Origin of the sequence: Aeromonas sp. QDB30 (genome assembly GCF_027707645.1) — a bacterium.
GTDB classification, from domain to species: Bacteria; Pseudomonadota; Gammaproteobacteria; order Enterobacterales; family Aeromonadaceae; genus Aeromonas; species Aeromonas caviae.
Genome location: NZ_JAPCIY010000007.1, coordinates 1 through 12247, shown reverse-complemented (window position 1 = coordinate 12247; position 12247 = coordinate 1). Strand labels below are relative to the sequence as shown.

The window sequence follows — 12247 nt, the reverse complement described above, 5'->3', positions numbered from 1 at the left end:
ATGCCAAAAATGAATTGTCGTCATTCAACTATGGCCAATATCGATGGAACTGCCCCTCTCCCGCCTCGACCTCAACCTGCTCACCGTGTTCGACATGCTGATGCAGGAGCGCAACGTCACCCGCGCCGCCGAACGGCTGCACCTCTCCCAGTCCACCGTCAGCCATGCGCTGGGGCGCTTGCGCCAGGCGCTGGATGACCCGCTGTTCGTGATGAGCCGGCGCGAGATGATGCCGACCGAACGGGCCAAGGCGCTGGCGAGCCCGGTGCGCCAGGCGCTGGCCATGCTGGAGCAGGGGCTGCGTCAGGCCAAGGGATTCGACCCGGCAAGTGCCCGGCGGATCTTTCGCATCGCCACCCCGGGCTCGGTGGAGCACGGTCTGGTGCCGGTGCTGGTGGAGTGGATGGTGCAGCAGGCTCCCCACTGCCGACTGGAAGTGTGCGAGCTGGCGGACAGCGACTACGAGCGGGAGCTGGAGAAGGGGGAACTGGATTTGGTGATCGGGTTTGCCGGTGCCAACCACCTCTCGCCCCGGTTGTGGCGCGAGGAGTGGTTCAGCAATCCGCTGGTCTGTTTGTCGCCCCTCGGCAGCGCCCTGCCCGACATGCTGGGGCCGGGAGAACTGGTCAGCCGCCCCCATATCCACACCTCCAGCTGGGGCCACAGCCAGGCCATGGTGGATCTCTGGCTGGCCCGTTTCGGGGTGGAGCGGGAGCTGGGGGTCAGGCTGCCGAGCTTTATGGCGGTACCGCCGCTGATGGCGACCGGACGCTACCTGGTGGTGGTGCCCGAGATGATCGGGCGCCACTTCTGTCGCCACTATCCGTTGCGCTTGCACCAGCTGGAACCCGCCATCCCCATCGTCTACCTGATGGCGGGCCACCCGCTCAGTGCCCATGACGAGGCGATCGGCTGGTTCAAGGGGTTGTTGCACCGGCTGGCGAGGGAGCGCTATGGCGCGGATGCGCTCGGCCATCCCGCACCGCAGGGGGCAGATCACGCCAATCCGGAGAAGTAGTCCAGCCCCATCGCCCCCTTCACCTCGGCCAGCACCTCGTCGGTGAGGGCCCGGGCCTGCTCGGTACCCTGCTGCAACAGGCGCAGCAGCTGGCGCTTGTCGGCGATGGCCGCCTCGCGCCGCTCCCGCATCGGAGCAAGCAGGGTCTGCAGGCAGTCGTTGAGTACCTGCTTGCAGCGCATGTCCCCCAGACCACCGCGCTGGTAGTGGGCCTTCATCTCGGCCACCAGGGCCTTGTCGGGGTGGAAGGCATCCAGATAGGCGAACACCGTATTGCCCTCCACCTGACCCGGATCGCTCACCTTGAGGTGATTGGGGTCGGTATACATGGCGAACACCGCCTGCTTGATCTCGTCGCTCGACATGCCGAGTTCGATGGTGTTGCCGAGGGACTTGGACATCTTGGCCTTGCCGTCGATGCCGGGCAGGCGGCCGGTGTCGCTCAGGATGGGCTGGCACTCGGTCAGCACCTCTTTGCCAACCAGGGTGTTGAAGCGGCGCACTATCTCGTTGGTCTGCTCCAGCATGGGCAGCTGATCCTCGCCCACCGGCACGTGAGTGGCACGAAAGGCGGTGATGTCGGCGGCCTGGCTGACCGGATAGACGAGGAAGCCGGCGGGCAGGCTGCGCTCGAACCCTTTTTGCTGGATCTCGGCCTTCACCGTGGGGTTGCGCTCCAGCCGGGCGACGCTGACCAGGTTGAGGTAGTAGGTCGTGAGTTCGGCGAGGGCGGGCAGGGCGCTCTGCAGGCAGAAGGTGGTCTTGGCCGGGTCGAGGCCGGCGGCCAGGTAGTCGGCCATCACCTCCAGCACGTGATCGGTCACCTTGGCCGGGTTGTGGCCGTTGTCGGTCAGCGCCTGCAGATCGGCGATCATGACGAACTGGCGGTAATGGTGCTGGGCGGCCACGCGCTGGCGCAGGGAGCCGACGTAGTGGCCGATGTGCAGTTTGCCGGTAGGGCGGTCGCCGGTCAGGATCACGGGGTTGTGCATGTCACTCTCTCCAGTTGGGTGAGCCGGGAGGCGACAAAGGGATGAAAACAATGACCGCCTCTCGGCGGTCACGGTGTTTTCTTTGGGAAATTTTACATAGAAAAGCAGTGCCGCCTGTTTAGAAGCAGTACCACCAGTAGTTGTGATTGAATGAGGTCATATTCATGGCAAATCACACTACGCCTGTTCGATCACTTCTGCAAGGGCACGACCAGCATGTCGCAGGGCACGGTATTCATCAGCTGGCGTGCGCTCGAGGTGAGCAGGCTCCAGAAGCTCTGGCGATGGCCGCACACCAGCAGGTCGATCTGGTAGTCCTTGACCGCCTGGTTGACCCGCTCGCTCAGATCGCCGCAGATCACCAATTTCTTCTCGATGGGGTAGTCCACCGAGGCGAGGAAGGCTTCCAGCTTCTCCTTCGCTTCGGCGATCACCTGGTCCTGCACGTTGTCGATGTCGATGTCGATCATCTCGGTGTAGAGATCCTTGAGGTCCACATCCACATGGATCACCGACAGCTTGGCGCCGTTGGAGCGGGCCCGGTCGACCGCCTTCTCGATCACCTTGCGGTTGTCTTCCGACAGGTCGATCGCGGCCAGTACGTGTTTGTAATAGGTTCCATTCATGGGAGTTCTCCTCACTGATCCTGGGTCCACTATACCAATGTCTGTTGAAACTAAAACGGCATCGTCGCCACAGTTTCAGGATTTGCCTGACCCCGAACCGGAAGGCGTAGAGGTGCAGGTGGCCGGGGAGTGCATATTTTGAACAGGAGTTTGACGCCGGTCACAGGCGTGCTATTGCCCCCGGGAAGGTGGGGGAATAGGATGTGCCCGTGCTTCGCAATGAACACAAAACAACAAAAAGCATCTGAATACCGCTTTGGGGAGCCTCGCGCTCCCTTTTGTTTTTCTGCCCTCTTCCAGTCCATATCCCGTCCGACATCAAGGTAATCCCGCCCCCCTTGGTTATGCTGTAGCCAGTTCCCTTGGCAAAACGACCAGGGCTCCTCACCTGCAACCGGGTGACGCTGTCATGGCCGTTTCTCATGTCCCACCGATGCACCGGAGAGTCCTTCATGATCATTCATCCCCAGATCCAGGGTTGTGTTGCCCGCAATTGCCACCCCATGGGTTGTCGCGCCGCCGTGCTGCAACAGATCGAGCAGGTGCGGGCGGCGGGGCCGTTCAACGGGCCGAAACGGGTGCTGGTGCTGGGGGCATCGTCCGGTTTCGGGCTGGCGTCCCGGATCGCGCTCACCTTCGGCGCCGGGGCCGATACCCTGGGCGTCTCGTTCGAGCGGGGTCCCTCCGACAAGGGGCTCGGCAGTGCTGGCTGGTACAACAACATCTGGTTTCGTCAGGCGGCGGAGCATGCCGGTCGCATCGCCGTCAACCTGATCGGGGATGCCTTCTCCGACACCCTGCGCCAGCAGGCCATCGACGTCATCCGCCAGCAGCTCGGGCAGGTGGATCTGGTGGTCTATTCGCTGGCGAGCGGAGTCAGGGTGATGCCGGATGGCACACAGGTACGCTCGGTGCTCAAGACCACAGGCCAGCCGCTGCAAGGCTGGGGGCTGGATCTGGAGCACGATGCGCTGGTGCAGCAGTCGCTGGTGCCAGCCACCCCGGAGGAGATCCGCGACACCGTCACCGTGATGGGGGGCGAGGATTGGCAGCGCTGGATGCAGGCATTGCAGCAGGCGGATTGCCTGGCCCCCGGCGCCCGGACCGTTGCCTACTCCTATATCGGCCCCGAGTCCACCTATCCCCTCTATCGGGACGGCACCATCGGCTATGCCAAGGAGCACCTGCACGCCACCGCCGAGACCATCAACCTGCAACTTGCCGGGATCGGCGGTCATGCCTGGGTGTCGGTCTGCAAGGCGCTGGTGACCAAGGCGAGCGTGTTTATTCCGGTGCTGCCTGTCTATCTGGGCCTGTTGATGGGGGTGATGAAGGAGCGTGGTGTCCACGAGGGCTGCATCGAGCAGATGCAGCGGCTGTTTGCCGACAAGATGTACGGGCCCAGAGGAGTCGTCGCCGATGGCAACCGGCTGATCCGGATGGATGACCACGAGCTTGAGCCAGCGGTGCAGGCCGCCGTCTCGGCGCTCTGGCCCAAGGTGACGCCGGAGAACTTCCGCACCCTGGGGGATTTTGCCGGGTTGCGCCAGGAGTTCATGCAGCTCAACGGCTTCGAGCTGCCGGGGGTGGATTACGGTGCGCCGGTGAACGTGGCGTCACTCACTGAGCTGACGCCCTGACACCCGCACGAGGGGCATCAGGCGACGTTGCAGGCCAGTTCAGGTGAAAGGTGGGGAGACTGGGCCAGCACGGTCTGGTTGCGCCCCTGGCGTTTCGCCTGGTACATGGCCATGTCGGCCCGATGAATGAGCTGGCTCAGGCTGTCATCCTGCGTCGAGCGTTCCGCCACTCCGATGCTGATGGTCATGTGGGGGGCGGCCAGGTAGGCGATCCGGCTTCTCAGCTGCTCCGCCAGCCGCCAGCAGGTGGCCCCGTCCTGGGTCATGGCCACCAGAAATTCTTCCCCGCCCCAGCGCCCGATCAACTGCTGGTCCGGTGCCCAGCTCTTGAGCTCCCTGGCCAACTGCCGGATAGCCTGATCCCCCGCCTGGTGACCATGCTTGTCGTTGATCTGCTTGAAGTGATCGATGTCGATGATGAGCAGGGTCAGGGGCGTTTCGTGCAGCCACTGTTGACCCAGTCTCTCCAGCAGGGCGCGCCGGTTTGGCAGCCCGGTCAGCTGATCGAAGGTGGCGAGCTTGTAGAGGTGGCGCGAGCTGCGGTGGAGCCTGCGGGTGGTGAGCCCGAGCAGGATCAAGGCGACGGCCAGCAGCACCAGCAGCAGCAATTGGTAGTAGCGGGCACTCTGCTGGTAGAGCAGTTGCTGGCGCTTGTTCTCGTTCTCCTGCTGCAACGCGCGATTGCTGGCCTCGCTGCGAGCCAGATCCATCTCGACCTGGAAGGCGGCCGCGTGCTGGCTCAGGGTCTGGTTGAAGTGCTGCTTGTAGTACTGCATGTAGCGGGTCATGGCCCCATAGGCCTCGGGGTAGCGGCCCAGATCGGCCAGCAACCTGGCCTGCATCGCCCGACCATCCATGGAGAGAGGGGCGGTGTGCTCCATCAGCAGTTGCAGGGCCAGCTGCTTCTCGCCACGACCCAGCAGGGTTCTTGCCCTGATCTCGGTCAGACGGGAGGCCGCCTGCGGGCTATCCAGCCTGTCATAGATGGCTTGTGCCTCCTCCAGGCTGCGCCAGGCTGAGTGCCAGTCCGCCCGTGCGTTGAACACCATGGCCTGGTAGCCGAGGACGATGGCACGATAGTGGGGTGACAGGCTCGGCGTGGCCAGCAGGGTATCGAGCAACTGGCTGGCTCTGGCAGGCTGGCCCATGTCGATGTAGAGCCTGGCCATGTTGGCCCGGATGATGGCCTGGCTGTTGGGTTCGTTGAGCTGCACCATCTGGCCGAGGGCATCCTGATAATAGGTCTCGGCCTCACGGTAGAGATTGAGGTCCGCATAGAGGTTGCCGAGGGTCATCAGCAGACGGCCGCACTGCAAGGTGGAGAGGATGGAACCCGGCTCTTTCTGCTTGAGGTGATAGGCGGTCTTGAGCTCGAGGATCGCCTCTTTCATCTGCTGGGTACGGTAGAGGGCGAGCCCGTTGAGGGCATGCCACTCCGAGACCTGCCTGGGGTGATGCCGGACTGCTGGCCAGAGCTGGGTTAGCAGATCGAGCGCCTGATCCGGCGTATCGGCATCCAGGGTCAGGGCAATCTGCTGCAACCGGAAGTCGAGCAGGCGAAGGGTCTCCTGCTGGGCATTGGCCAGACCGCGGGCGCGGGCATTGTCGCGCTGTGCCTGTGGATAGCGGCCAAGGGCTGCCTGGGCCAGGGACCTGGCGTAGAACAGTTCCATATCCTGCTGGGGACTGGCGTCGAGGCGCTGCAGATAGCCGACGGGATCGCGCGCCGCCTGCAATTCAGCCTCTTTCAGCAAGGAGGGAGCTGCCTGCAACTGGGTCATCCAGAGCAGCGCCAGTGCCATTATGAATCTCATTGAATCCTTTCCCCGACCAATGGCGCCATCATAATGGCTGATGTCACCTACACCATGTTTCTTTGCTTCTCTATAACCGTATGGGGGAGAGGATGAGGTGAAAAGTCGTCGCAACTGCGGGGTGCGTCGGTTGTCTCTGGTTGCGTCAGGATGCAACAGTGGCGACAATCGTGGGCAAATCACAGTGGAGAATCATCATGTTGGCCAAAGCCATGATCGAGAAGTTGAACGAGCAGATTAATCTTGAATTCTATTCCTCCAACCTCTACCTGCAGATGAGCGCCTGGTGCGAGGACAAGGGGTTCGAGGGGGCCGCCACCTTCCTGCGTCAGCATGCGGTCGAGGAGCGCCAGCACATGGAGCGCCTGTTCACCTACGTGAGCGAGACCGGCGCCATGCCGGTGCTGGGGGCCATCGAAGCGCCTCCCCATGAATTCAAGTCCCTGGGTGACATCTTCCGCACCACCCTGGAGCACGAGTATCACATCACCAAGTGCATCAACGGTCTTGCCCACGTCGCCTTCACCACCCAGGATTATTCCACCTTCAACTTCCTGCAGTGGTACGTGGCCGAGCAGCACGAAGAGGAGAAGCTGTTCAAGAGCATCGTCGACCGTCTGAGCCTGGTGGGCGAGGATGGCAAGGGCCTCTATTTCATCGACAAGGAGCTGGCCGAGCTGGCCAAGGGCGCCCCGGCCAGCATCATGGACGGCAACGCCTGATAGTCGTGGACACTTAGTGTTCAGTCAGTACAATGACGGCCCCTTGTAAAGGGGCCGTTTTCTATTTGCAGGTGTCCTTGTACCGCTGTGCTGGTGTCTGCCGGGTACAATGACGGTCCTTTAAGGTAAAGGGGCCGTTTTTCTTTTGATGGGTAAGTGACGATGAAACAGGTGGATGTGGTGGTGATCGGTGCCGGGGCGGCCGGATTGATGTGTGCGGCCCAGGCTGGCTACCGGGGTCGCTCCGTGCTGGTGCTCGACAACGCCAAGAAGCCGGGCCGCAAGATCCTCATCAGCGGCGGCGGTCGCTGCAACTTCACCAATCATCAGGCGGGCCCCCATGCCTTCCTTTCGGCCAACCCCCACTTCTGCAAATCGGCGCTGGCGCGCTATACCCAGCAGGATTTCATCGATCTGGTGGACAGGCATGGCCTGAACTACCACGAGAAGACGCTGGGCCAGCTCTTCTGCGACGACAGCGCCAAGGATATCGTCGACATCCTGCTGACCGAGTGCGACTGGGCTGGCGTGACCCTGCAGTTCCAGACCGAGATCCTCACCGTCAGCAAGACAGATGAAGGCTTCGTGCTCGACACCAGCAAGGGGGAGATCGCCTGCTCGTCGCTGGTGGTCGCCACCGGCGGCCTCTCCATGCCGAAACTCGGTGCTACCCCTTATGGCTTCAAGCTGGCGGAGCAGTTCGGCCTCACCGTGCTGCCGACTCGCGCCGGGCTGGTGCCCTTTACCCTGCATCAGGCCGACAAGGAGGCCTTCGTCGATCTGGCGGGGGTCAGCCTGCCGGTGGCGGTGACCGCCGAGGATGGCACCCGCTTCAAGGAGGCCATGCTGTTCACCCATCGCGGCCTCTCCGGCCCCGCCATCCTGCAGATCTCCTCTTTTTGGCTGGCGGGGGAGAAGATCCACATCAACCTGCTGCCGGATCTCGACATTCCAGAGACCCTCAAGACCTGGGCCCAGGCCCATCCTGCCCAGGAGCTGAAAACCGTGCTGGGGCGCGAGCTGCCCAAGCGCTTCGTCGACAAGCTGGTGGAGCTGGGATGGCTGGTGAGCAAGCCGATGCGCCAGTACAACGAACGGGAGCTGGAGGCGGTGGCCACCCTGCTGGGGGATTGGCAGATCCTGCCCAACGGCACCGAAGGGTATCGCACCGCCGAAGTGACCTTAGGGGGAGTGGATACCAACGCGCTCTCCTCCAAGACCATGGAGGCGCGCACCGTGCCCGGCCTCTACTTCATCGGCGAAGTGGTCGATGTGACCGGCTGGCTCGGTGGTTACAACTTCCAGTGGGCCTGGTCGTCGGGCTGGGTGGCAGGCCAGTACTGCTGAGGGATGCCGCATCCTTGCTGTGAATGGTCCCGTCAGCGGCCTCTCGGGTGACAACTTCCAGTGGGCCCGGTCGTCGGGCTGGGGGAGAGGCCGTACTGCTGACAAAGAGGCTCAGCGGATGAGTCCGAGCGGATCGGGCCGTGTCAGGCGGCCCGAGTGATGGAACCAGACGCGGCCTGCTCAGGCCGCGTTTTTTATGGTCGGTCGCTGGCTGCCGCTTGGCCTCTAGCCTCTCCTGATATTGGGCAGGAAGGCGGTCAGCAGACCGATAAGGGGCAGATAGGCGCAGACCTGATAGACGGTTTCGATGCTGGTGGCATCGGCCAATTTGCCCAGCAGGGCGGCCCCTATCCCTCCCATGCCGAAGGCGAAGCCGAAGAAGAGGCCGGAAATGGTGCCGACCTTGCCGGGTACCAGATCCTGGGCGTAGACCAGGATGGCGGAGAACGCCGACGCCAGGATGAGGCCGATGACGATCGACAGCACCGAGGTCCAGAACAGGTCGACGTGGGGCAGCAGCAGGGTGAAGGGAGCGACGCCGAGGATGGAGATCCAGATCACCCGCTTGCGACCGATGCGATCGCCGAGTGGCCCGCCGAGCACGGTCCCCGCCGCGACGGCAAACAGGAAGGCGAACAGATAGAGCTGGGCGCTCTCCAGCGACAGGTGGAACTTGTCCATCAGGTAGAAGGTGTAATAGCTGCTCAGGCTGGCCATGTAGAAGAACTTGGAGAACATCAGCAGACCGAGGATGGCCAGTGACCAGCCAATCTGGCGGCGGCTCAGGCCGGTGCCGGCATGGGCCCTCATCCGCCGATGGAAGCTGGCAGCATGGTGGCTGGACCAGCGGCCGACGAAGCTGAGCACGATGACCCCGATGAGTGCGAACAACGAGAACCAGGCCGCACTGCCCTGTCCCTTCGGCACGATGATGAGCGCCGCGAGCAGGGGGCCGATGGCCGATCCCAGATTGCCGCCGATCTGGAACAGAGATTGGGCCAGACCGGGCTGGTTGCCGGCCGCCATGCGGGCGACCCGGGAGGATTCCGGGTGGAAGACGGAGGAACCCACGCCGATCAGCATGCCGACAACAGCACGGCGCCAAAGCTGCCTGCCTGCGACAGGTAGAGCAGCCCCACCAGCGTGAAGCCCATGCCCAGAGGCAGGGAGTAGGGCATGGGTCTGCGGTCGGTATAGAGGCCGATCAGGGGTTGCAGCAGCGAGGCCGTGAACTGGTAGGTGAGGGTGATGAGACCTATCTGGGTGAACGACAGATCGAGCCCCAGCTTCAGGAGGGGATAGATGGCCAGCAGTACCGACTGCATCATGTCGTTCAACAGGTGCGAGAAGCTGATGGCGGCGATCACCGGATAAGCGGTGGTAGTCGGGTTGTCCACCGCGGGCGGGGCGGTGATCGGGGTGTCGGTACTCAAGGTCTTGTCCATGGCTGGGGTATCACTCCCTCTACCATGCCCTATCCCGGCGCATCTGGACATAACCAAAGTGGGCGAACGCCCGGATTGCGTTCGCGTGGCGCGCAGGCCGTTCATGCTGACGGCGTGTGGATGGCTGGTCAGATCTTGTGCTTGGCGCGGGGCGGATTAGTATAGAAGGCCTGCCGCCGTTATCCGGCCCATCACCCGCCATGGAGGGAACATGTTCGAAAGCCTGGGTGTCATCAACGTCTGGACCTATCTGGTCGGTCTCTTCTTCATCATCATCGCCCCGGGCCCGAACTCCCTCTACGTGCTGCGAACCGGTGCCGTGCGCGGCATAGGCCCGGGTTATCGCGCCGCCCTCGGCGTCTTCGTCGGCGATGCCATCCTCATTTTCTGCGCCTATCTGGGGATCGCGTCCCTCATTCGCACCACCCCATTGCTGTTTACCCTGGTGCGCTATCTGGGCGCGATCTACCTGCTTTATCTGGGGGTGAAGATCCTGCACGCGAACTTCATCGCCAAAAAGGCGGGACCGGCGTCCGAGATGGATCCCGGTGAGCGCTATTTTACCAAGGCCCTCACCCTGAGCCTCACCAATCCCAAGGCGATTCTGTTCTACGTCTCTTTCTTCGTGCAGTTCATCGACTTCAGCTATGCCCACACCTGGATATCCTACCTGGTGCTGGCTGGCATGCTGGAAGCGATGAGCTTCGTCTACCTGACCCTGCTGATCTTCGGCGGTACCCTGATGGCCCGCTTTTTCCGTCAGCGCCAGACGGTGGCCCGTCTCGGCAACGGCCTTATCGGCCTCTTCTTCATGGGGTTTGCGGCCAGGCTGGCGACGCTCTCCTCCTGACCCCGGGGATTGCTGACCGTCCGGTGTCGGGCACCTAGTCTGGCCAGCAATCCTTGCCCACCGGGATGAAGCGGGACTGGTAGACGATGAGCTTCTGGTTGCCCGGCTGATTGATCCCGGGATTGTGGTAGGTCTCCCCGGGCAGCAGGTACTTGCTGTCCGCCTCGCTGTCCGCCTGCTGGCAGCCCCGTTTCACCATGAACTCGAAATAGGTGTTGCCGGTATTGGTGATGGTGCTCTGTGCCGGGTCCAGCTGGTATGCAAAACGTGACTGACGCGGACGCACCACCAGGATGGACTGCAGGGCCAGCTTCACCTCGACGGTTCCCCGGTGCTGCGTCTGGCTGCCTTCATCCACCTGGGCTGCCGGTGACTCGGTGAAGGTGATGCGGTAGTAACGCTCATGGTCATCGGCGGGCCCCTTGTAGTAGAACTTGACATTCTGGGCATGTCTGGCGTGCAGGGTGAAGCGCCTGGGGGCAAACAGCAGCTCACCGGGGACGGTGGGCAGTGTTCTGCCTCTGGCCGTGGGATCGCTGATTTTTTCCATCTGTATGTCGTACAGCTTGGGTGAAGCACTGTTGTTGGTCAGGGTTCTGGTAATGAACTCCTGCTCTGGCGCCATGGCAAGAGTCATGGCGCCGATGTCGAGGGCGGCGGCCTGTGAGGCCAGCAAGCCGCCCAGCAAGGGCCAAAGTAGACGATGCATGTTGTACTCCATGGTCAGCGCCAGGTCCCCTTGATGGTGATGGTGCCGCTTTGTTCCACCTCGCCTTCCCACATCTCGTCGCCCATGGTGCGCTGCACCATGGGATCGGTCAGGTCGAATTCCAGCGCCAGCTTGTAAAACCGGGTGATGCCCTGGCCGTTGACGGGATCATTCCACTCCTGTGGTGGTTGATTGTCCTGTATTCCGAGGGTGCGAATATCCACCGGTGTGCGATCGCAGCGAATGGCGTGCCGTGAACCCGCTCCATGAGCCACCGAATCGAATACCAGCCTGGTAGGGATGGGGACGGCCTGTTCAGGTGCGAAGGTGCCTGCCGGATAGAAAGTGCAATATCCCCGATAAGGCGACCCCCTGTCCTGTGAAATAGAAATTTCCAGCATATCGGCACTGATGGGGCCGCTATCAGAGATATTGTATGAGAAGCTCAGAATGTCTTTTCCGACCTGCCCCTCCCTGTAAGGATTGCTGACGCCCTCCGAAGACAAGATGGATACGCTGAAGTCCCGTGGCTTTATATGAATTTCGGTTGTGCCGCTGAATTCATAGTATCCACTCTCGGGAGCATATCCATTCTTCATATTGAAGTTGATCAGACTGCGAGTCAGTTGATCTTGCAGTCCCAGCCTTACAACTTGTTTGAAGAAATTGCTGGACAAGGGAAGGTGCGAACAAGTCCCTGATATGAGATCATGTTTGTCATCTGGAGCCATGAAAAAGGGTTCATCATGAGTCATCAGCTCACCTTCGCCGACAGTGAATTCAGCAGTAAGCGCCGTCAGACCAGAAAAGAGATTTTCTTGTCCCGCATGGAGCAGATTCTGCCATGGCAAAACATGGTGGAAGTCATCGAGCCGTTTTATCCCAAGGCTGGTAATGGCCGGCGACCTTATCCGCTGGAAACCATGCTACGCATTCACTGCATGCAGCATTGGTACAACCTGAGCGATGGCGCGATGGAAGATGCTCTGTACGAAATCGCCTCCATCCGTCTGTTTGCCCGGTTATCCCTGGATAGCGCCTTGCCGGACCGCACCACCATCATGAATTTCCGCCACCTGCTGGA

General features: G+C 61.9%; 11 protein-coding genes and 1 pseudogene. 6 read left to right on the top strand and 6 right to left on the bottom strand.

Translation table 11 applies throughout. From position 1 onward, the window contains the following. Positions 1-43: 43 nt before the first annotated feature. Positions 44-1018, top strand: coding sequence for a LysR family transcriptional regulator (locus PG896_RS03360; RefSeq protein ID WP_041212089.1), 975 nt, complete (start codon positions 44-46; stop codon positions 1016-1018). Here the strand turns inward: PG896_RS03360 and trpS are convergent. Beyond that, a complete protein-coding gene (trpS, locus tag PG896_RS03355; RefSeq protein WP_104455000.1) occupies positions 997-2010 on the bottom strand; it encodes a tryptophan--tRNA ligase in 1014 nt (337 codons plus the stop codon). The two genes, PG896_RS03360 and trpS, sit on opposite strands and share 22 nt — an antisense overlap. Positions 2011-2201: 191 nt before the next feature. Then, complete coding sequence (locus PG896_RS03350) at positions 2202-2636, bottom strand: universal stress protein (protein WP_010672329.1); 435 nt, start codon at positions 2634-2636, stop codon at positions 2202-2204. A 452-nt stretch (positions 2637-3088) separates the two neighbouring features. On the opposite strand from PG896_RS03350, the gene fabV reads away from it, so the two are divergent. Beyond that, positions 3089-4276, top strand: coding sequence for an enoyl-ACP reductase FabV (gene fabV / locus PG896_RS03345; protein ID WP_270835378.1), 1188 nt, complete (start codon positions 3089-3091; stop codon positions 4274-4276). 17 nt (positions 4277-4293) lie between these two features. On the opposite strand, the gene PG896_RS03340 is transcribed toward fabV, so the two are convergent. Next, the gene (locus PG896_RS03340; protein WP_333563588.1) at positions 4294-6078 is read right to left on the bottom strand and encodes a diguanylate cyclase domain-containing protein; all 1785 of its coding nucleotides are present in this window, start codon (positions 6076-6078) and stop codon (positions 4294-4296) included. 209 nt (positions 6079-6287) lie between these two features. Between PG896_RS03340 and ftnA the strand changes: the two genes are divergently transcribed. Continuing rightward, positions 6288-6812 carry a non-heme ferritin gene (ftnA, locus tag PG896_RS03335; RefSeq protein ID WP_010672333.1) on the top strand — a complete coding sequence of 175 codons (525 nt, stop codon included), beginning with the start codon at positions 6288-6290 and terminating at the stop codon, positions 6810-6812. A 162-nt stretch (positions 6813-6974) separates the two neighbouring features. Further along, the gene (locus tag PG896_RS03330) at positions 6975-8159 is read left to right on the top strand and encodes an NAD(P)/FAD-dependent oxidoreductase (RefSeq protein WP_210538203.1); all 1185 of its coding nucleotides are present in this window, start codon (positions 6975-6977) and stop codon (positions 8157-8159) included. A 225-nt stretch (positions 8160-8384) separates the two neighbouring features. Here the strand turns inward: PG896_RS03330 and PG896_RS03325 are convergent. Further along, positions 8385-9604, bottom strand: a pseudogene (locus PG896_RS03325) (MFS transporter). Between the two features lie 211 nt (positions 9605-9815). Between PG896_RS03325 and leuE the strand changes: the two are divergent. After that, positions 9816-10454, top strand: coding sequence for a leucine efflux protein LeuE (gene leuE, locus PG896_RS03320; protein ID WP_134997034.1), 639 nt, complete (start codon positions 9816-9818; stop codon positions 10452-10454). A 34-nt stretch (positions 10455-10488) separates the two neighbouring features. Here leuE and PG896_RS03315 read toward each other — a convergent pair whose 3' ends face one another. Both PG896_RS03315 and PG896_RS03310 read right to left on the bottom strand, forming a co-directional pair. Continuing rightward, positions 10489-11163, bottom strand: a complete 675-nt coding sequence (locus PG896_RS03315; RefSeq protein WP_223931213.1) for a fimbria/pilus periplasmic chaperone — start codon at positions 11161-11163, stop codon at positions 10489-10491. Positions 11164-11177: 14 nt separating this feature from the next. Continuing rightward, complete coding sequence (locus tag PG896_RS03310; RefSeq protein WP_233759737.1) at positions 11178-11918, bottom strand: hypothetical protein; 741 nt, start codon at positions 11916-11918, stop codon at positions 11178-11180. On the opposite strand from PG896_RS03310, the gene PG896_RS03305 reads away from it, so the two are divergent. Beyond that, a partial coding sequence (locus PG896_RS03305) for a transposase (protein WP_270805112.1) occupies positions 11910-12247 on the top strand: 338 nt, incomplete at its 3' end. The two genes, PG896_RS03310 and PG896_RS03305, sit on opposite strands and share 9 nt — an antisense overlap.